This is a genomic window from Celeribacter sp. (assembly GCF_048270365.1).
Lineage (GTDB): Bacteria > Pseudomonadota > Alphaproteobacteria > Rhodobacterales > Rhodobacteraceae > Celeribacter.
Window position 1 is genome coordinate 205413 of the sequence record NZ_JBLWTA010000005.1, and the last position, 18774, is coordinate 224186.

An 18774-nucleotide genomic window follows, 5' to 3' on the forward strand; every position below is an offset into this window, starting at 1 on the left:
GGATGACACAGTCTATGACGACAGAGGGGGCGCAGTCTGCGCCTCCCATCCTCTCCGTGTCCGGGCTCGGCAAATCCTTTGGTGCGGTGCATGCGCTCTCGCAGGTGAGTTTCGATCTCAGGGCGGGCGAGGCGGTGGGCATTGTCGGTCCCAACGGGGCGGGAAAATCGACCTTTCTCGCCGCGCTCACAGGGGCTTTCGCGCCCTCGACCGGGACGATTTTGCTCGATGGGACCGACGTGACCGGCACCCCCGCCGAGATCATGTGTCAGCGCGGCGTGGTGCGCACGCATCAAATCCCGCGACCCTTCGGGGGGCTGACGGTGTTCGAAAACGCCCGTCTGGCGGCGAGTTTTGGCGGGCCTGAAAATGGCGATGCCGATGCGTTGGCATATGACGCGCTCAAGCTTTGCCGGATGTTGCCGCTGGCCAACACGCAGGCGGATCGGCTCGGGCTTTTGGATCGCAAACGTCTGGAAATGGCGCGCGCTCTGGCGACCTCGCCGCGTGTGATCCTGTTGGACGAGGTGGGCGGCGGGCTGACGGATGCCGAGGCCGAGGTGCTCGTTGAGATCATCCGAGAAATCCGCGCTTCGGGCTGTGCCATCGTCTGGATCGAACACATCGTGCATGTGCTGTTGCAGGTCTCCGAGCGGCTGATCTGCATGGATATGGGCCGGATCATCGCCGATGGCGAGCCACAAGCGGTGATGCGCGATCCGGCTGTGATGGAAGCCTATCTGGGGCAGGGGGTGACATGAGCGTTCTTGAAATTTCCGATCTGACGGCCTGCCACGGGCTTTTGACCGCCGTCAAAGGCGTGTCCTTTGCCGTCGCGCCGGGCGAAGTGGTGGCTTTGGTCGGCGCCAATGGCGCGGGCAAATCCACGCTCTTGCGCTCCATCGCCGGCGCCCATCAGGACCAAGGCGGCAGGGTCACGCTCAAGGGCGAAGACCTCACCGGATGCGACGCCCACAAACGGGTGCAGCGCGGTCTGGCTCTGGTGCCCGAGGGGCGTAAGCTCTTCAGCCAGATGAACGTTTGGGAAAACCTCTGTCTCGGCGCACAGGTCGGGCGGCCCGGAGATTGGACGCCGGAGCGGGTTTTCGAGGTTTTCGACAATCTGAACAAGCGACGTTATTCCGCCTGCACGCATCTCTCGGGCGGTGAACAACAGGCGGTGGCCATTGGCCGGGCGCTGGTGAGCAACCCCGATGTCATCATGCTCGATGAGGTCTCTCTGGGCCTGTCTCCGGCCATCGTCGACCGCGTCTATGCCGTTCTGCCGGAGCTGCGCGCCTCGGGCACCGGTGTCATTGTCGTCGAACAGGATCTCGGCCGCGCCATGTCGGTGGCGGATCGGGTGATTTGTATGCTCGAGGGCGAGATCGTCCTCGAAGGCCGCGCTGACAGCCTCTCCCGCGAGGAGATCATCGGTGCATATTTCGGTCTTCCGCCCGGAGCACAGGGGTCTGAAGACCATACCAATCCTGCCATGGGAGCCATGACATGATCGATATTTTGCTACAGGGCGTCCTTCTGGGCGGCTACTATGCGCTTTTGGCCGTGGGCCTCGCGTTTCTCTATTCCATCATGGGGATCATCAATCTCGCGCATGGCTCTTTTGCCGTGCTGGCGGCCTATCTCGTCTTGGCGATGACCGACAGTCTGGGGATCAATGTCTGGCTTGCGGTGCTGGCCGTCTTGCCGATCATGGCCGTGATCGGCGCGCTGGTGGATCGGTTGATATTCGAGCCGGTGCAAAAGGGCGGACAGCTTTTGTCGGTGCTGGCGACCTTTGGGCTTTCGGTGGTGATCGACAATCTGATCTTTCAAATCTGGGGCGCCAACACGCGCACGCTGGCCAATGCTCTGGGCGATCTCGCCTGGGCGTCTTGGGAGATCGGCGGGCTCTGGGTGGGCAAGGTCTCGGTCTATATCCTCTTGGCCGCAGTCGGGCTTTTGACCGGGCTGACGCTGTTGATCGCGCGCACGCCTTTGGGCCGGGCGATCCGGGCCACCGCGACAGATCCGGACACGGCGGGGCTTGTGGGCGTCGATGCCCGGCGCGCCCGCACCATTGCCTCGGCGCTGGCCTTTGTCGCCATCGGCGTTGCGGGGGCGGCGCTTGGCATGCGCACGACGTTCACGCCCTACGCCGGTGTCACCCAGCTTTTGTTTGCCTTTCAGGCGGCCGTCATCGGTGGGTCGACCTCCGTGCGCGGCACGCTCTTTGGCGGCATCACCTTGGGCCTCGCCCAGACCTTGGGCGCGACCATTCACACCCAAGGCTTTCTCATCGGCGGGCATCTCGTGTTCTTCGCGGCGCTGTTCCTGCGTCTGCAATTCGGCACGCTGCGCCTGCCCAAGTTGCGGAGGGCTTCGGTATGAGCCTCTCCTCTCCTTTTTCCTCTGCCTCCACGGAGTTCTCGCACATGGCTGATACACCCACCCCCGCCTACCGCGTCCGCCGCTGGACACCGCGGGCCAAGCTCACCGTGCTCATCTTTGCCGTCGCCGTTGCTGCCTTGGCGCTGGCCCCGGCGGTCACCGGCGCGGCCTTTATGGACCGGGCGGTGGCGCTCTTTGTCTACATCCTCTTGGCCGTAACTTGGAACGCGCTGGCGGGCTATGCCGGGCAGGTGTCTGTCGGGCAACAGGGCTTCTTCGGCCTAGGGGCCTATGTCACCATTCGGCTCTCGGATGCGGGGCTCCCGGTCTTTCCCTCGCTCGTTGTCGCGGCCCTCGTCGTGGGGGCCATCGCGCTTCCGGTGAGTTTCGTCATGCTGCGGCTTAAGGAGGGCGAATTTGCCATCGGCATGTGGGTGCTCGCCACCCTGTTTCACCTCCTCGTCAATCTCGATCCGCTTATTCAGGGCGAGACCGGCGTGTCGCTCATCGCGCTCAATGCCGTGCCCGCCGAGACCCGCAATCTTGTGATCTACCTCATGGCGCTGGTCTCCGCCGTCGCTGTGATCTCCGCCATGTTCCTTTTGCTGCGCTCGCGCATCGGGGCGGCGCTTCAAGCGATCCGCGATGACGAGGCGGCGGCGCATTCCGTGGGCGTCAATGTGGTCCGCACCAAACAGGTGATCTTTGTCTTTGCGGCCTTCGGCGCGGCGCTTGCCGGTGCGCTTTGGCTCGCGGGCAATGTGAGCTTTCAGCCCAAAGCCTATTTCTCCGTGCAATGGATGGCCTATACGATTTTCATGGTCATCGTCGGCGGCATCGGCACCTTTGAAGGTGCGATTTTGGGCGCCGTGGTTTTTTTCCTCCTCGAAACCTTTCTGGGCGGCTACGGTGTCTGGTATCTTCTGGTGCTCGGGGCCTCGGCCATCGTCATGGCGCTTGGATTTCCACAGGGCATCTGGGGCTATCTCAAATCGCGGCATGGCCTGTCTTTGGTGATGGTCGGGCGGCATCTTGAGGCGCCTGAGACCAAGAAGAGCGGGGCAGGATCGGGATGGAGCGCGGACGGGTGAAACAGGTTCAGGTGAAATCCATTGAATCGCTCGCGCGCGGGCTGGAGGTGTTGCAACTCATCCAGGCCGCGGGCGCCGTCAGCCTGCACGATCTGCACCGCATGTCGGGCATTCCGAAGGCCTCGCTCTTGCGCATCCTGAAAACCTTGGCCGAGCGCGGCATGATCTGGCAACGCATTTTGGACGACCATTACATCCCGTCCTATTCGCTCTCGGAACTGGCCAATCGGGTTGACCGCGAAACCCGTCTGGTCGAGGTCGCCTCGCCGGTTCTTGAGGCGCTGACGGGCGAGGTGAAGTGGCCCTCTGTTCTGGCGGCGCCGCGTCTCACCTGTATGGAGGTGATTGAGGCCAACACGCCGCGCAGCTATTTCCACCACATCCCCCTCGGGCCTTTGGGGTTTAAGATCAATATGTTGCGCTCCGCCACGGGGCGCGCCTACATCGCCTATTGCGAGGACGCCAAACGCGAGGCAATCCTCGATGCGCTGCGCCGCACTGGCCGCAAGGGCGATCTCATGGCCGCCGTGCCGGAGATGGTCGCCGAGGCCATCGCCATTACGCGTGAGCAAGGCTTTGGCCTGCGCGATGCCGATTTCGGCGGCTCTTATGACGAGGGCCGCGCCAGCCATGATGACGGCCGCGATTCCGTCGGTGTGCCGATTGTCGTCGGCTATTCCACCGTCGGCGCGATCAATATCACATGGGCCAAAAAAGTGCTGCCACGTGCCCAGGCCATCGAACGCTTCGTCGGCCCGTTGCAAGAGGCGGCGCGTGAGATATCCGAAGGCCTGATGGAGGCCCAGAACAGCTTTACGCAGCAAAGCGCGGGCCAGAAGAAAATCGCGCCATAAGGTTTCAGCGTGAAAATTTCACCGTGAGAAACGTCAGGCCATAAAAATTTCACAGGGTGAAACTTTGGCCGCACGCGATTGATGGGGCGGGGCACAGCGCCTAGCCTCAAACTGTAAGAAGACCCGCTGTGAAACGCACATCGCACAACGCGGGTCTCGATTGGGAGGATGACCGAATGACCGCATTGAACACGCAATTTGCGTGCATGGCCACGCTGTGCCTGAACGCCCGTTTTGTGACGGAGGCCGGGGCATGAGCGCGCTGACACGACAAGACATCAACGACATTCTCGCGCTGGTCGATCAGTCCGATTTCGACGAGCTGCGCCTTGAGATCGGTGACACGAAGATCGAGCTGCGCCGTCGTGGGGCGGGTCCATCCGGGGCTGCCGCGCCTGTGTCCGAGGCCCCTGCGCCGCAAGTCGCAACCGCTCCAGAATCCTCTGAAACCACCCCGGTCGCGGCCCCTGTCGTCGCCTCGGGAGGCGGTTCCGAAGTGCCCGCGCCGCTTTTGGGCACCTATTATTCCGCGCCCAAACCGGGCGCTGAGCCTTTCGTCAAAGTTGGCGATCGTGTCGAGCCGGACACGGTGATCGGCATTATCGAGGTGATGAAGCTGATGAATTCGGTGACCGCCGATGTGGCCGGCATCGTCACCGCGATCCATGCCGAAGACGGCGTGCTGGTCGAACATGGTCAGGCGCTGATCTCCGTTCAGCCGGAGTGAAACGATGACCCCGATCAAACGAATTTTCATCGCCAACCGCGGCGAGATCGCCGTGCGTGTGATCAAGACCTGCCGCGCTTTGGGCATCGAAACTGTGCTGGGCGTCTCGGAGGCGGATCGCGACACGTTGGGCGCAAAATTGGCCACCCGCGCTGTCTGTCTGGGGCCCGCGCGGGCCACGGAAAGCTATCTCTCTGTCGGCACTGTTGTGGAGGCCGCGAAGGGTACGGGCTGTGACGCCATCCATCCGGGCTACGGCTTTCTCTCTGAGAACCGAGCGCTGGCCGAAGCCTGCGCTGAGGAGGGCATCATCTTCATCGGTCCTGACCTGCCGCATCTCGATGCCGTGGGCGACAAACTTACCGCGCGCAGTCATGCCGAAGCCGCCCAGGTGCCGCTGGTGCCGGGCGGCGCGGCGGAGACCGTGGAGGACGCCCGAAAGATCGCCGAAGAAATCGGATTTCCCTTGCTGATCAAAGCCGTCTCCGGCGGTGGCGGACGCGGGATGAAACGGGTCGACCGGATGGAAGATCTGGAAAGCCAGCTTGATCTCGCGACCTCCGAGGCGGCCGCGGCCTTTGGCGACGGGCGGGTTTATCTCGAACGGTTCGTGACGGTCGGTCGCCATGTCGAGGTGCAAATTCTCTCCGATGGCGAAACGGTTTTGCACGTCGGCGAACGCGATTGTTCGGTGCAGCGCCGCTATCAAAAGGTGATCGAGGAAGCCCCCGCGCCGGAACTGCCGAAGGCGCTCAGAGACGGGCTTTTGGCGGCGGCGGTGAAATTCGCGCGTCACCTTGACTATCGCTCGCTCGGCACCGTCGAATTCCTCGTCGATATGGAGCGGCAGAGCTTTTATTTTCTCGAAATGAACGCCCGGATTCAGGTCGAACATCCGGTGACGGAAATGATCTCCGGCCTCGATCTCGTGGCGCAGCAAATTGCGGTGGCTGAGGGCAAACCTCTGACACTCACGCAAGACGACATTCGGCTCACCGGCCATGCCATCGAATGTCGTCTCAATGCCGAAGACCTCGCCCATGAGTTTCGCCCCGCACCGGGACGCGTCACCATGGCGTGGTTCCCGCCGATGGAGGGCCTTCGGGTCGACACCCATATGATGCCCGGCGCGATGATCTCGCCCTATTACGATTCCATGATTGCCAAGTTGATCGTCCATGCCGCGACCCGCGAAGAGGCGATGGACCGGATGCTCAGGGCGCTCGATGTCTGTGTGCTCGAAGGCGTCAAAACCAACGCGCAGCTGCACCACGCGATCCTCTCCGAGGATGAATTCCGCGCCGGTGGGGTCGATACGACCTACCTGCCGCGTTTCCTTGAAATCCATGGCGCGGAGGTCTGCCAATGAGCCTGTCCCTGATCGATACCACGCTGCGCGACGGCAACCAGAGCCTCTGGGGCGCCACCGGCCTCGATACCGCGCAGATGCTGCAAATCGCGCCGGTCATGGACCGCGTCGGCTATGAGGCGATTGATTTCTCGACCTCGACCCATATGGCCGTCGCCGTGCGGTTCACCAAAGAAGACCCTTGGGAGCGTCTGTCCCTGATGCGCGAGGCCATGCCGGAGACGCCGCTGTCGTTTTTGACGACGGGGATGCGGTTCATCTCTTGGGAGGTCGCCAGTCATGAGTTGATGGAATTTGCCTTCCGTCTCCTGGTCAATCGCGGCATCCGGCGGTTTGCCGTCATGGACCCGATGAACAACATCTCTGCCATGACCACCATGGCCGATCTGACGCGCAAGGCCGGGGGGGAAAGCATCGTCGCGGCGCTGACCTTTACGCTCTCGCCGCTGCATGACGATGCGCATTTCGCCAAAGCTGCCGAGGCGCTGGCGAACTCCGGCAAGTTTGACCGGCTTTACCTCAAAGATCCCGGCGGGCTTGTCTCCGCCGAGCGTGCCGCGACGCTGTTCCCGGCGCTGCGCAAGGCGGTCGGTCAGATGCCTTTGGAATTTCATTCGCATTCGACCATCGCGCTGGCGCAGTTCTCCTATCTGGAGTCCGCGGGGCAGGGCGTTGATTGCCTGCACACGGCATCGGCGGCGGCGGCCAACGGGACGTCGCAACCCGCCGTCGCCTCGACGTTGCGCAACCTGCGCGACATGGGGGTGCGCGTCGATGTGGATAATGAGGCCATCGCCGAGATCGACACTTATTTCAGCGCTCTGGCGCAGGCCGAGGGGCTGAGCCACGGTCAGCCGCAGGAATTCGACCGCAGCTATTTCCGCCACCAGATGCCCGGCGGCATGATGGGGACGCTGAAACGGCAACTCTCGGAGACCAAACGCCTGCATCTTTTGCCGCAGGTGCTCGAAGAGGTCGAACGCGTCCGCGCCGATCTGGGCTATCCGATCATGGTCACGCCGTTTTCGCAGGTGGTCGGCACGCAGGCGCTTTTGAACGTCATCGGCGGCGAGCGCTATGCGACCATCCCCGACGAGGTGGTGCGCTACGCTTTGGGGCGCTTCGGGCAACCGGCGATGCCGATGGACAGCGCGTTGGAGGACCGGATCAAAAGCTCGAAACGCGCGAAAGAACTGACCGAAGAGCCGCATATGGCCTCGCTCGACGAGCTGCGCGCCAAGATCGGCAAGGACCTGTCGGATGAGGAATTCCTGCTCCGCGCCGTGATGCCCGCCGATCAGGTCGACGCCATGAAGGCCGCCGGACCCGCGCGCCGGGGCTATGACCCGAAAACCCGACCCACGGTCGATCTGATCCGCGAGTTGACGGCGCGGCGCGATTTGGGGGAGGTGAAATTGTCCAAACCCGGTCTCACTCTTGAACTGAAAGGAGGCCGCTGATGGACGGTCGTTCTCTGAATGTCGCGGTCTTCGACATCGACGGCACGCTGGCGATGATGGACAAGGCGAAAGGCACCTATGAGGCTTTGCCCGGTGCGATCCGCGCGATGGAGATTTGTCGCGAGGCGGGCATGGATGTCTGGGCCTACACCAACGGGACGTTTTTCACGCCGGAGCATTATTACCCGCGTCTGGCCGATGCCGGGATCGTGTTGGACGAGGGCCGCGTGATGACGCCCGCCAGTGTCGCGGCGCATCATCTGCACCAGACCGGGCACAAACGTGTGATGGTTCTGGGCGCCGAAGGCACGGTGGAGCCGATGCGTCAGGCGGGGTTTGATGTGGTACTCGCCGGAGAAGAGACCGGAGACGAGGCGCGTGATGTGGATGCCGTTCTGGTCGGCTGGGCGCGGGATTTCAACCTCGCGCAGCTCACCTCCATGGTCGAAGCGGTCTGGGACGGCGCGATGCCCTATTCCGTCTCGGACGCCCCCTATTTCGCGGGAGCCAAGGGCCGTGTGTTGGGCGTCTCCGGCTCGGTCGGGGCGATGATCGCCCACACCAGCGGCGTTGAGCCCACGGTGATCGGGAAACCCGCGCCTTGGGGGCTTGAGATGATCGCCGAGCAAACCGGCGTCGCCGCACGCAACATGGTGGTGATCGGCGACGATCCGAAACTTGAAATTCGCATGGGCCGGGTCGGGGGCGCCATCACCGTGGGCGTCACCACCGGGATCGCACAGCGCCACGATTTCCTTGCTGCCCCGCCCGACTGGCGCGCCGACATCGTTTTGAAAAACCTTGAAGAATTCGACGCGCAGGACTGGCTCTTTGCGCAAGAGGAGAGCCTGACATGACCACGCAGACCGATATTCTCTGGACCGCGCCGGCGGCCCGTCATGCCGCAGCCAATGCCACGAAACTCTTGGGGTGGCTGGCGAAGCAAGGTCTGGCCTTCGATGATTACGATGCCATGCTTGCATGGTCGATTGACGAACCAGAGGCCTTTTGGCGACATCTTTGGGCTTATTTTGATGTGATCCATGATGGTGAGATGGCCGAAGTCATGAGCGCCGATCCGATGCCCGACACGCGCTGGTTCACCGGCACCAAGCTCAACTACGCCGAACATGTGCTGCGGCTCGAAGAAGCGGGCGACCCGGCCCGCGTGATGCTGCATCACTCGTCCGAGTTGCGGCCTCATGCGACGATGAGCTGGGGTGAGGTCGGTGCCGCTGTGCGCAAACTGGCGACCAAACTGCGCGGCATGGGCCTCGGCGAGGGCGATTGCGTCGCCGCTTATATGCCCAACATCCCGGAGGCGGTGATCGCCATGCTCGCGACCACGTCCATTGGCGCCACATGGTCCTCTGCTGCGCCCGAGTTCGGCGCGCAGACGGTGATTGACCGCTTCGGTCAGATCGCGCCGAAACTGGTGTTCGCGGCCAATGGCTATCGCTACGGCGGCAAGGATTTCGACCGCACCGAGGACCTCGCGATGATCCTCGCGGCGCTGCCCGAGGCGCGCGATCTGGTGATGCTTGATTACCAACCGACGGCGGCCAAGGCTCCGGCGTTTGGTGGCAATATCCACACGTGGGACGACATGCTCTCCGGCGCGGAGGTGGCGCGCGAGGCCTTCACCTACACCCGCGTGGCCTCCGATCATCCGCTTTGGGTGCTGTTCTCCTCGGGCACAACCGGCCTGCCGAAACCCATCGTGCATGGGCATCATGGCATCGTGGTCGAACACCTGAAATCCGCGGCGGTGCATTTCGATCTGAAGCCTTCTGATACGCTGTTTTTCTATTCCACCACCGGTTGGATGATGTGGAACACGCTGATGTGGGGGCCGCTCATGGGCGCGTCCGCCGTGCTCTATGACGGGCACCCGGCCTTCCCCGAAATCACCTCGCTCTTTGAACTGGCCGAGACCACTGGCGCCACTGTCTTCGGCACCAACCCGACGTTTTTGCAAATCGTCAAACAGCAAGGCATCGTGCCGAAAGAGCGCTTTGATCTTTCAGCCCTGCAATCCGTCATGCTGGTCGGCTCGCCCGCCACGCCGGAGGTCTTTGAGTGGGTCTACGCCAACGTCAAATCCGATCTCTGGGTCACCTCGCAATCGGGTGGCACGGAGTTCTGTTCCGGCATTCTCGCCGGTGCCCCGATCCAGCCGGTGCGCGCGGGCGTGATCCAGTCGCGCGGCCTCGCCACCGATGCGCAGGCCTTTTCCGAGGCGGGAGAGCCGCTCACCGACGAGGTCGGCGAATTGGTGATCCGCAAACCGATGCCCTCGATGCCGCTGTTCTTTTGGGGGGACGAGGGCAATGCGCGCTACCGGTCGAGCTATTTCGAGCGCTTCCCCGGGGTCTGGACCCATGGCGACCGGGTGGTATTCCATGAGGATGGCACGTGTTTGGTGCACGGGCGCTCGGACGCGACGCTCAACCGCTTTGGCGTGCGCATCGGCTCGGCGGAGATTTACCGCACCGTCGACAGTTTCGAGGGCGTCAAGGACAGCCTCATCGTCTGTGTCGAGGACGGGCAGGGCGGGTATTTCATGCCGTTGTTTTTGGAGCTGGCCGAGGGCGTGGCGCTGAGTGACGAGCTGATCGGCGCGATCCGCACGACGCTGCGCAAGGATCGCAGCCCGCGCCATGTGCCGGATGTGATTTTGCAAGCGCCGGAAATCCCGCTGACGCTGACGGGCAAGAAAATGGAAGTGCCGGTGCGCAAACTGCTCTTGGGCGCGGCGATGGAGGATGTGGCGAGCGAAGGCGCGACCCGCAATCCCCACGCCCTGCGCTGGTTCGCGGACTATGCCGCCGACTGGCGCGAAACCCAATCACGCGAGGAGGAACGCGCATGACAACCGCTCAGAAGATTTTCGATGTCACCGACAAGGTGGCCTTTATCACCGGCGCGGGCTCCGGCCTTGGCCGCGCGATGGCCGAGGTGCTGGCCGCCAATGGGGCCAAGCTTGTTCTGTTCGACATCAATGCGGACGGCCTCAAGGCAACGGCGGAGGGCCTCACGGGCGTCGAAGTGGAAACGGTCACGGGCGATGTGTCGGATGAGGCCGCCGTCGAGGGCGCCATCGCCACCTGTGTCTCTCGCTTTGGACGTCTCGACATCGCCTGCGCCAATGCGGGCATCGCCGATCCGGAGCCCGCGCGGCTGGATGGTTACAAAAGCGCGAACTGGCACAAAACCGTCGGGATCAACCTCGACGGCGTGTTCTATGTGAACCGTGCTGCGATCCGCGAGATGCTCAAAACGGGCGGCGGCAAGGTGATCAACACCGCCTCCATGTGGGGGCTTGCGGGGGCGGCAGCCGTTGCGCCGCTTCCGGCCTATACGGCGACGAAAGGTGCGGTGGTCAACCTGACGCGGGAGCTGGGTCTGGAGTACGCGAAAGACAACGTGCAGGTGAACGCGATCTGTCCGGGCTTTTTCGACACCGCCATTGGCGATCCGAACGACCCGGAGTTTGCCAAGGCGACCGTCGCGTTCACCCCCATGGGCCGCACCGCCAAGGCGGAGGAGATCATGGGATCTGTGCTCTATCTCGCCTCCTCTGCGTCGGATTTCGTCACGGGCACCAGCCTCGTGATCGACGGCGGCTGCGCGGCACGTTGAGGGAGGATGAGATGACATTCGAAAACAAATCCGTCTTCATCAGCGGTGCCGCGACCGGCATCGGGCGGGCGACGGCTCTGGCCTTTGCCTCCGAGGGCGCGAAGGTTCTGATCGCGGACGTGGACAAACGCGCCGCTGACGTGGTGGCCGAAATCACGGGGGCGGGCGGTGTGGCACAATTTGCCCAATGCGATGTCACCGACGCCGCACAGGTGCGCGCGGCGGTGTCCAAGGCGGTGCAAGACCACGGCGGGCTGCACGCCGCCTTTAACAACGCGGGCGTCCTGCCGAAACCTGAGCCGATGCATGAGGTCACGGACGCCGGGTTCGACCGGGTGATGGAGGTCGATCTCAAGGGCGTGTTTCATTGTATGCAGGCCCAGATCGCGCAGTTTTTGACCACGGGCGGGGGCGCCATCGTCAACACCGCTTCGGTCGCGGGGCTCGTGGCCGATCCGATGATGTCGGTCTATGTGGCGGCCAAACATGCGGTCGTGGGCCTCACCAAAGCCGCCGCCATCGAATACGCCACGTGCGGCATTCGGGTGAACGCCATCGCGCCGGGCTTTGTGGCGACGCCGATGACGGAAGCCTGGCTCGAGGACGAAGACTTCCGCGAGGAAATGTTCAAACACAACATCATCGGACGGGCCGCAGATCCCGCCGAGATCTCGGGAACGGTGCTGCACCTGTGTTCCGAGGCCGCAAGTTTCACGAATGGAACAGTGCATGTCGTCGATGGAGGACAGACGGCGCATTGATCCGCTAACATGAACATGTTCAGGGAGGAAAACATGGCTGAACATCACGCACAAACGACGGGCGCCTCGCGTCCGAAGGTTCTGATGATTGTCACTCAGGACACCAAACAGGAGGAGGCAAAATACCTCCGCGAGATCCTCGAAGGGGCGGGCGTGGATGTCATCCATCTCGACCCCTCCGTGCGCAAGGTGGTGGGCGGCGCCGAGATCGGCCCCGAAGATGTCGCCGCCGCGACCGGCAAAACGCTGGCCGAGGTCCGCGCCATTCACCACGAGGGCAAAATTCTCGACAAGATGATCGAGGGCGCCGTGGCCTGCGCGCTGGCCGTGCATGAGAAAACGCCGATCTCCGGTATTCTTTCCATCGGCGGCTCGATGGGCACCACCATGGGCACCACCGTGATGCGCGCCTTCCCCTATGGCATGCCGAAGATGATGATCTCGACGCTGGCCTCCGGCATGACCGCAGGCTTCGTGGGCGTCAAAGACATCTGCATGCTCAATTCGGTCTGCGACATTTCCGGGCTGAACTCGATTTCCCACGATGTGTACCGCAACGGCGCGCTGGCTGTCGCGGGCATGGCGAAGGGCTATGAGCCGATCCATTCGGGCGAGAAACCTCTGGTTCTCGTCTCGACTTTGGGCACGACCGAGGCCTGTTCGCGCCGGGTGCGCGAGGGGCTTGAGGCCGATGGCTTTGAGGTCATGGTGTTCCACACCACCGGCAATGGCGGGCGGACGCTTGAGACCATCTGTGCCGAGCGCGATGTGGCCGCCGTCGTCGATATGTCTCTGGTCGAGATCAATGATTTCCTGCGAGGTGGCATGTGCGCCGTGGGGCCGGACCGCGCCGCGACCGCCGTGCAAAAGGGCATCCCTGTGGTCTTTGCCCCCGGCAATGTGGATTTCTACATCATGCCCTCGCAGCTTGCGGTCGGCGCCGCGCCGTTCGAGGGCCGGGGCTATCACGTCCACAACAGCGCGCTCACGGCCGTGCGCACCACGGAAGAGGATCTGATGCATCTGGCCGATCACATGGCCGAGATCATCAAGGGGGCGACCGGTCCGGTGCGGTTCTTTGTGCCGCGCAAAGGCTTTTCGCATCACGACAGCCCGGACGGCCCGCTGCCGCGTCCGAACCTGCCGCCGGTGTTTGAGGCGCAATGCAAAGAGGCCTTTGGCGATTATGCCCCGGTCGAAGGCATTGATGGCCACATCAACGATCCGGTCTTTGCCGATGCGCTTTTGGCGGCCGTGCGCGAGGTGACGCGCGTGCCGGCGATGGCGTAACGCCTTCCTCCTTGCAAAGACCACACCTGCAAAGACCACACCGGGCGCGGTGCGCTGCGCTCGGTCCTATTCCTCACACGACAGACTGAAAGACCGATGGTAGATTTTTCCAGCGTCCGCGCGATTGATTTTCACACCCATGCCGAAGAGGCCTGTGGCTGTCACCACGATGACGGCTATGACGATCTGCAATCCGCGATGGCGACATATTTCAACGCGCCCTGGGCCCATCCGCCGACCATCGACCAAACCGCCGCGCATTACCGCGAGAAAAACATCGCCGCGGTGATCTTCCCGGTCGATGCCGAGCGCGAGACGGGCTATCGCCGCTACGACAATTACGAGGTCGCCGACGCCGCCGCCAAGCACTCCGACATCCTCATTCCTTTCGCCTCCATCGACCCCGCCAAGGGCAAAATCGGCGCCCGTGAGGCCCGCGATCTGGTGGAGAACCACGGCATTCAGGGCTTTAAATTCCACCCGACGATGCAGGGGTTTTACCCCAACGATCGCAACGCCTATGTGCTCTATGAGGCCATCGCCGAGGCGGGAAAACCGGCGCTGTTTCACACCGGTCAGACGGGGGTCGGATCGGGGATGAAGGGCGGCAATGGCATGCGGCTCAAGTACTCGAATCCGATGTATATGGACGATCTGGCGGTGGATTTTCCCGACATGCCGATCATCCTCGCGCACCCGTCGTTTCCGTGGCAGGAAGAGGCTCTGTCGGTGGCGACGCACAAGCCCAACGTCTACATCGACCTCTCCGGCTGGTCGCCGAAATACTTCCCGCCCATTCTGGTGCGTTACGCGAATACTTTGTTGAAAAACAAGATGTTGTTCGGCTCCGACTGGCCGATGATCGCGCCGGAAAAATGGCTCGACGCCTTCGACAAGGCGGAGTTCCGCGACGAGGTGCGGCCTTTGATTTTGAAGGAAAATGCGATGCGGTTGTTGGGGGTTACGGGGTAAGCGGCGCTGGACCTTCATAGCGCCGCAGGGACACCAATGTGGTCTGCGGGATTGGCGCTTGGGTCAGTTTCGAACTGCCGCGATCTTCGGTCAATGTGTTCGGATTGCCGGACAGGTCGCGGCCTTCGGGCGCCTCGGGGCGATACCACGCGCCGGTCGGCAGGACGACCACCCCGCGCATGACCTGCTCTGACAGGCGCGCGCCAGCCAAACAGCGCCCACGGGCATTGAACAGCTCGACCAGATCGCCGTCCTGAATGCTGCGCAGCAGGGCGTCTTCGGGGTGGATCAAACAAGGTTCTGCGCCGTGGATCTTTGTCGCTTGACCGACGGGGCCGGGGTCCATCTGGGAATGCAGGCGGGTTGCCGGTTGCAGCGACAACATATGCAGCGGGCGCAGGGCCTCCGGGCCGTTTTGCGCCGCCTCAGCCCCAAGCCATTCGCGCGGGGGCAACCAAGTCACATGGCCGGGGCAATCGTCATAGCCCATGGCGGCGATGGTTTTGCTATAAAGCTCGATCTTGCCGCTGGGCGTCTTTAGCGGCGCGCGTTCGGGATCGGCACGGAAGGCGGAAAATTGCACGTAGGGTTCTTTAGGGGCGGGCAGTTCGACTTGGCCGTCACGCCAGAAGCTGTTGAAATTGGGCATGCCCAGATCGCGTTTCGCGCCCGTTTCACGCGCCGCCTCATAGATCGCGCGCAGCCACGCCATCTCGTCGCGCCCTTCGGTGAAGGCGTCGGCAAAGCCCAGACGCGCGGCCAGGTCGGCGAAGATCGCATGATCATCGCGTGCCTCGCCAACGGGCGGCAGCACGCGGTACATGGCGGTGATAAAGCGGTCGCGGGCGCTGGAGGCAATGTCATTGCGCTCCAAAGTGGTGGTCGCGGGCAGGACGATGTCGGCATGGCGCGCGGTGGCGGTCATGGCGATCTCTTGCACGATCACCACCTCGGGGCGTCGAAATGCGCGGGTCAGTTTGGCGAGGTCCTGATGGTGGTGAAACGGATTGCCGCCGCACCAATAGACCAGACGAATGTCGGGATAGGTCCGGGTCTCGCCGTTGAACGGATAGGTGCTGCCGGGGTTCAGCAACATGTCTGAAATCCGCGCCACGGGGATGCAGGTCTTGACCGGGTTCGGGCCGGGCCGCAGCGCAGGGGACGGCAGCGCCGGGCGCGGATTGCCCATGCCGCTGAGCGACCAGAGGCCAATTGCCAGGCCGCCACCGGGCAGGCCGATCTGGCCCAGAAACGCGGCAAAGGTGATCAGCGCCCACATCGGTTGCTCGCCATGGTCGGCACGCTGCACAGACCAGGACATGGTGAGAAAACACCGCGTCTTGGCGCATTTTCTGGCAAGATCGGCGATGCGCTCCGCCGGAATGTCGCAGATCGCGCTGGCCCAGTCGGGCGTCTTTGCGATGCCATCGCTTTCGCCACGGAGATAGGCCATCACCTGCGCACCGCCGACACAATAACGCGCGACGAAATCGAGCTCGGCGAGGCCCTCGTCCAGCAATGTGTAACACATCGCCAGCAAAAGCGCCGTGTCCGTGCCGGGGCGGATCGGCAGCCATGGGATCGGATCGCCCTCACCGGGAAGCGCCTGATCTGTCGGCGAAATGTTGAGCATTTCCATGCCGCTTTTGCGACAGGTCGCGAGCCATTCGAAGCCGCTGTGTTGCCCCATGCCGCCCGCTTCGACCTGCATATTGCCGGGAGAAATGCCGCCGAAATTCAGCAACAGCCCGGTGTGTTTGGCAATGCCGTCGAGCGAACTGACCGGGCCTTGCACCGTGTCGATGTCGCCCAAAATATGCGGCAAAAAGGTGATCGCGGTGGCGTAGCTGTAATTCTGCTCCTGCGCGGTATAGCCGCCGAATTGACCGAGGAAGCGTTGCAATTGGGTGCGCGCGTGGTGGAACCGACCGGCGCTGGCCCAGCCATAAGAACCACCGAAAATTGCTTCATTGCCATGGGTGTCGCGGACGCGGGCCAGCTCCCGCGCGGTGATTTCCAGCACCGTCTCCCAAGAGGCTGGCACGAAATCATCGCCGCCGCGCGCGGCGCGTGCGGCCTCAAAATCGCCATCCAGAAAGGCGCGCCGGATCAAAGGCTTGCGGAGGCGCTGCGGCCCATGCACCATGGCGTCGATATTATCGAGCATAGGCGAGGGATGCGGGTCATTGGGCGCGGGGCGCACGTCAAGATGCCCCTCGGTGTGGCGCGCTTCGAAGGTGCCCCAATGGCTGGCGTTTTGAATATATCCTGTCATGGTGTCCCTGTTATCACGGCTTGAAACCCCTGCGCTATGCGTTGTGCGCGACGCGGCGTTGATTTTCTGGGCCTTGTGCAGGATCGTCCGGATGACAGCTGCGACACGATATTTTTGAGAAAGACACAGCAGATGCGCAGACATATCGCGACGGCCACATGGGGTCTGACATGATGCGGGACTATTTCAAAGGGGTTCTTGTCGCCGTTCTGGTCGCGGTGGCGGCCAAGTTCCTGTCGGAACATTACGGCGCGCCGGCGATGTTGATGGCGCTGCTGTTGGGCATCGCGATGAATTTTCTGTCCGACGACCCGCGCACCCATGCCGGGATTGATTTCACGGCGCGGAGCGTGTTGCGCATTGGTGTCGCGCTTTTGGGCGTGCGGATCAGTTGGGAGATGCTGCGCGATCTGGGGCCGGGAATTGTGATCTGTGTCATCGCTGGCGTGGTCCTGACCATCGGGTTCGGCGTCCTTCTGGCGCGACTTTTAGGCAAGGATACGGAGTTCGGCCTGTTGACCGGCGGCTCTGTGGCGATCTGTGGCGCCTCGGCGGCGATGGCGATTGCCGCCGTGTTGCCCGCGCGGGAGACGAGCGAACGCGATCTGAGTTTCACGGTGTTGGGTGTCACGATCCTCTCGACGCTGGCGATGATCCTCTACCCGATGCTGGTCAGTCTTCTGGGACTTGATCCTGAGCTGTCGGGTGTCTTCCTCGGCGCCACGATCCATGATGTGGCGCAGGTGGTCGGCGCGGGATTTTCCGTCTCTGATGAGGCGGGCGAGATCGCCGTGCTGGTCAAGCTCATCCGGGTTTCGATGCTCGCCCCCGTGGTGCTTTTGTTGGCGCTGCGCGGGCGGCGTCATGTGACGGGCGGTGAGCAGGGTAAGGTGCAGCTTCTGCCCGGGTTCCTCATCGCTTTCGTGATCTTTGCCGTGCTCAATTCGTTCGGGGTCATTCCGCCAGCCCTGCAATCTGTCTTGACGCAATTGTCGAGTTGGGCGCTTTTGATCGCGATTGCCGCTGTGGGGATCAAGACCTCTCCGGGCAAGAGCTTTGCCGTCGGTGGTCCGGCGATTGTTATGGTTGTGGGCGAAACGGTGTTTCTGGTGCTTTTCACCATTGCGGTGGTGTCTTTGGTCTGAGCGCAAAACTGGTGCGGCAAACCGCGTGGATGTCATTGCACAGACATGAGGTTGTCCTATCTAGCGGAGGGTGCGACGCGATCTGTCGTACATAGCGTCGGGCCCAAACATGACAGAGACACTCGAAAACGACGACGACCACGATGGCGCCACCGCGCCAAGCCGGGCCTTGCTTTGGCTGGAATTCCTCGTGCTTTTCATCGCCGTGCCGGTGGCCGTGGCGGTGGTTCTGCCGCCCAATGCGATGTTCCCGGCGCTTTTCGCCTCGACTGTCCTCGGCGTTGTGCTTTTGCATCTGACGCCGGGGTTTCACTGGCGTGATCTGTTGGTCGGACGGGGGAGTTTTTCGGCTCTCACGCTTGTCACCTTCGCAATGATCACAGCCGGTATTTCCTATGCGGTTCTGGCCACCACCGCGCCCAATGCGATTTTTGCTCTGTTCCGCGCGAACCCGTCGCTTTGGCTGATGATCATGTTGCTCTACCCGCTGATGTCGGCGCTGCCGCAGGAGGTGGTGTTTCGCCCGCTGTTTTTCCGCCGCTACGGCACGATCCTGCCGGAGGGGCGGCTGGCGTTGACGCTCAATGCCGCGCTCTTTTCGCTGGCGCATCTTTTGTATTGGAACTGGATCGTCGCGGTGATGACCTTTGCGGGCGGGATCGTCTTTGCCTGGGCCTATGAGGTGCGCAAATCCTTTCCTCTGGCGGTGGTGCTGCACGCTATTGCGGGAAATGTGCTTTTTACTCTCGGGATGGGGGTGTTTTTCTATTCCGGGAATGTCGTCCGACCGTTTTAAA

General features: G+C 62.7%; 18 protein-coding genes. 17 read left to right on the forward strand and 1 reads right to left on the reverse strand.

The window, feature by feature from the left end:
• Nucleotides 1-2: 2 nt before the first annotated feature.
• From ACN0X0_RS09350 to ACN0X0_RS09420, 15 genes are all read left to right on the forward strand, one after another.
• On the forward strand, nucleotides 3-761 hold the full coding sequence (locus tag ACN0X0_RS09350; protein WP_417278931.1) for an ABC transporter ATP-binding protein: 759 nt from the start codon (nucleotides 3-5) through the stop codon (nucleotides 759-761).
• Nucleotides 758-1513, forward strand: coding sequence for an ABC transporter ATP-binding protein (locus tag ACN0X0_RS09355; protein WP_417278932.1), 756 nt, complete (start codon nucleotides 758-760; stop codon nucleotides 1511-1513). The genes ACN0X0_RS09350 and ACN0X0_RS09355 overlap by 4 nt, the downstream gene beginning before the upstream one ends.
• Nucleotides 1510-2391, forward strand: coding sequence for a branched-chain amino acid ABC transporter permease (locus tag ACN0X0_RS09360; RefSeq protein WP_417278933.1), 882 nt, complete (start codon nucleotides 1510-1512; stop codon nucleotides 2389-2391). The genes ACN0X0_RS09355 and ACN0X0_RS09360 overlap by 4 nt, the downstream gene beginning before the upstream one ends.
• Nucleotides 2392-2435: 44 nt before the next feature.
• Nucleotides 2436-3482: a branched-chain amino acid ABC transporter permease gene (locus tag ACN0X0_RS09365; RefSeq protein ID WP_417278934.1), complete on the forward strand. Its 1047-nt coding sequence runs from the start codon at nucleotides 2436-2438 to the stop codon at nucleotides 3480-3482.
• Nucleotides 3479-4336, forward strand: coding sequence for a helix-turn-helix domain-containing protein (locus ACN0X0_RS09370; protein WP_417278935.1), 858 nt, complete (start codon nucleotides 3479-3481; stop codon nucleotides 4334-4336). The genes ACN0X0_RS09365 and ACN0X0_RS09370 overlap by 4 nt, the downstream gene beginning before the upstream one ends.
• Nucleotides 4337-4464: 128 nt before the next feature.
• Nucleotides 4465-4593, forward strand: coding sequence for a hypothetical protein (locus ACN0X0_RS09375; protein ID WP_417278936.1), 129 nt, complete (start codon nucleotides 4465-4467; stop codon nucleotides 4591-4593).
• Nucleotides 4590-5063 carry an acetyl-CoA carboxylase biotin carboxyl carrier protein gene (gene accB / locus ACN0X0_RS09380; RefSeq protein ID WP_417278937.1) on the forward strand — a complete coding sequence of 158 codons (474 nt, stop codon included), beginning with the start codon at nucleotides 4590-4592 and terminating at the stop codon, nucleotides 5061-5063. The genes ACN0X0_RS09375 and accB overlap by 4 nt, the downstream gene beginning before the upstream one ends.
• A 4-nt stretch (nucleotides 5064-5067) precedes the next feature.
• Complete coding sequence (locus ACN0X0_RS09385) at nucleotides 5068-6432, forward strand: acetyl-CoA carboxylase biotin carboxylase subunit (protein ID WP_417278938.1); 1365 nt, start codon at nucleotides 5068-5070, stop codon at nucleotides 6430-6432.
• Nucleotides 6429-7892, forward strand: coding sequence for a hypothetical protein (locus tag ACN0X0_RS09390; protein ID WP_417278939.1), 1464 nt, complete (start codon nucleotides 6429-6431; stop codon nucleotides 7890-7892). The genes ACN0X0_RS09385 and ACN0X0_RS09390 overlap by 4 nt, the downstream gene beginning before the upstream one ends.
• Nucleotides 7892-8749 carry an HAD-IIA family hydrolase gene (locus tag ACN0X0_RS09395; protein WP_417278940.1) on the forward strand — a complete coding sequence of 286 codons (858 nt, stop codon included), beginning with the start codon at nucleotides 7892-7894 and terminating at the stop codon, nucleotides 8747-8749. The genes ACN0X0_RS09390 and ACN0X0_RS09395 overlap by 1 nt, the downstream gene beginning before the upstream one ends.
• The gene (locus ACN0X0_RS09400; RefSeq protein WP_417278941.1) at nucleotides 8746-10764 is read left to right on the forward strand and encodes an acetoacetate--CoA ligase; all 2019 of its coding nucleotides are present in this window, start codon (nucleotides 8746-8748) and stop codon (nucleotides 10762-10764) included. Before ACN0X0_RS09395 ends, ACN0X0_RS09400 begins: the two co-directional genes overlap by 4 nt.
• Entirely contained in the window at nucleotides 10761-11534 is a 774-nt protein-coding gene (locus tag ACN0X0_RS09405; protein WP_417278942.1) for an SDR family NAD(P)-dependent oxidoreductase, read from the forward strand. Before ACN0X0_RS09400 ends, ACN0X0_RS09405 begins: the two co-directional genes overlap by 4 nt.
• An 11-nt stretch (nucleotides 11535-11545) precedes the next feature.
• A complete protein-coding gene (locus tag ACN0X0_RS09410) occupies nucleotides 11546-12295 on the forward strand; it encodes an SDR family NAD(P)-dependent oxidoreductase (protein WP_417278943.1) in 750 nt (249 codons plus the stop codon).
• A gap of 33 nt (nucleotides 12296-12328) precedes the next feature.
• Nucleotides 12329-13585: a Tm-1-like ATP-binding domain-containing protein gene (locus ACN0X0_RS09415; RefSeq protein ID WP_417278944.1), complete on the forward strand. Its 1257-nt coding sequence runs from the start codon at nucleotides 12329-12331 to the stop codon at nucleotides 13583-13585.
• 96 nt (nucleotides 13586-13681) lie between these two features.
• The gene (locus ACN0X0_RS09420) at nucleotides 13682-14557 is read left to right on the forward strand and encodes an amidohydrolase family protein (protein WP_417278945.1); all 876 of its coding nucleotides are present in this window, start codon (nucleotides 13682-13684) and stop codon (nucleotides 14555-14557) included.
• Here ACN0X0_RS09420 and ACN0X0_RS09425 read toward each other — a convergent pair.
• The gene (locus tag ACN0X0_RS09425) at nucleotides 14547-16832 is read right to left on the reverse strand and encodes a molybdopterin-dependent oxidoreductase (RefSeq protein ID WP_417278946.1); all 2286 of its coding nucleotides are present in this window, start codon (nucleotides 16830-16832) and stop codon (nucleotides 14547-14549) included. The genes ACN0X0_RS09420 and ACN0X0_RS09425 overlap by 11 nt on opposite strands.
• A 170-nt stretch (nucleotides 16833-17002) precedes the next feature.
• On the opposite strand from ACN0X0_RS09425, the gene ACN0X0_RS09430 reads away from it, so the two are divergent.
• Both ACN0X0_RS09430 and ACN0X0_RS09435 read left to right on the forward strand, forming a co-directional pair.
• Nucleotides 17003-17977: a YeiH family protein gene (locus ACN0X0_RS09430; RefSeq protein ID WP_417278947.1), complete on the forward strand. Its 975-nt coding sequence runs from the start codon at nucleotides 17003-17005 to the stop codon at nucleotides 17975-17977.
• Between the two features lie 109 nt (nucleotides 17978-18086).
• Nucleotides 18087-18773, forward strand: a complete 687-nt coding sequence (locus tag ACN0X0_RS09435; RefSeq protein ID WP_417278948.1) for a CPBP family intramembrane glutamic endopeptidase — start codon at nucleotides 18087-18089, stop codon at nucleotides 18771-18773.
• Nucleotide 18774: the final 1 nt, after the last annotated feature.

What these genes read in the sequence shown, in the direction of transcription:
- ACN0X0_RS09420 (WP_417278945.1), top strand. Translation starts at nt 13,682, where the DNA reads ATGGTAGATTTTTCCAGCGTCCGCGCGATTGATTTTCACACCCATGCC.
- ACN0X0_RS09390 (WP_417278939.1), top strand. Translation starts at nt 6,429, where the DNA reads ATGAGCCTGTCCCTGATCGATACCACGCTGCGCGACGGCAACCAGAGC.
- ACN0X0_RS09395 (WP_417278940.1), top strand. Translation starts at nt 7,892, where the DNA reads ATGGACGGTCGTTCTCTGAATGTCGCGGTCTTCGACATCGACGGCACG.
- ACN0X0_RS09410 (WP_417278943.1), top strand. Translation starts at nt 11,546, where the DNA reads ATGACATTCGAAAACAAATCCGTCTTCATCAGCGGTGCCGCGACCGGC.
- ACN0X0_RS09365 (WP_417278934.1), top strand. Translation starts at nt 2,436, where the DNA reads ATGGCTGATACACCCACCCCCGCCTACCGCGTCCGCCGCTGGACACCG.
- ACN0X0_RS09355 (WP_417278932.1), top strand. Translation starts at nt 758, where the DNA reads ATGAGCGTTCTTGAAATTTCCGATCTGACGGCCTGCCACGGGCTTTTG.
- ACN0X0_RS09360 (WP_417278933.1), top strand. Translation starts at nt 1,510, where the DNA reads ATGATCGATATTTTGCTACAGGGCGTCCTTCTGGGCGGCTACTATGCG.
- ACN0X0_RS09425 (WP_417278946.1), bottom strand. Translation starts at nt 16,832, where the DNA reads ATGACAGGATATATTCAAAACGCCAGCCATTGGGGCACCTTCGAAGCG.
- ACN0X0_RS09430 (WP_417278947.1), top strand. Translation starts at nt 17,003, where the DNA reads ATGATGCGGGACTATTTCAAAGGGGTTCTTGTCGCCGTTCTGGTCGCG.
- ACN0X0_RS09385 (WP_417278938.1), top strand. Translation starts at nt 5,068, where the DNA reads ATGACCCCGATCAAACGAATTTTCATCGCCAACCGCGGCGAGATCGCC.
- ACN0X0_RS09400 (WP_417278941.1), top strand. Translation starts at nt 8,746, where the DNA reads ATGACCACGCAGACCGATATTCTCTGGACCGCGCCGGCGGCCCGTCAT.
- ACN0X0_RS09350 (WP_417278931.1), top strand. Translation starts at nt 3, where the DNA reads ATGACACAGTCTATGACGACAGAGGGGGCGCAGTCTGCGCCTCCCATC.
- ACN0X0_RS09435 (WP_417278948.1), top strand. Translation starts at nt 18,087, where the DNA reads ATGACAGAGACACTCGAAAACGACGACGACCACGATGGCGCCACCGCG.
- accB (WP_417278937.1), top strand. Translation starts at nt 4,590, where the DNA reads ATGAGCGCGCTGACACGACAAGACATCAACGACATTCTCGCGCTGGTC.
- ACN0X0_RS09405 (WP_417278942.1), top strand. Translation starts at nt 10,761, where the DNA reads ATGACAACCGCTCAGAAGATTTTCGATGTCACCGACAAGGTGGCCTTT.
- ACN0X0_RS09415 (WP_417278944.1), top strand. Translation starts at nt 12,329, where the DNA reads ATGGCTGAACATCACGCACAAACGACGGGCGCCTCGCGTCCGAAGGTT.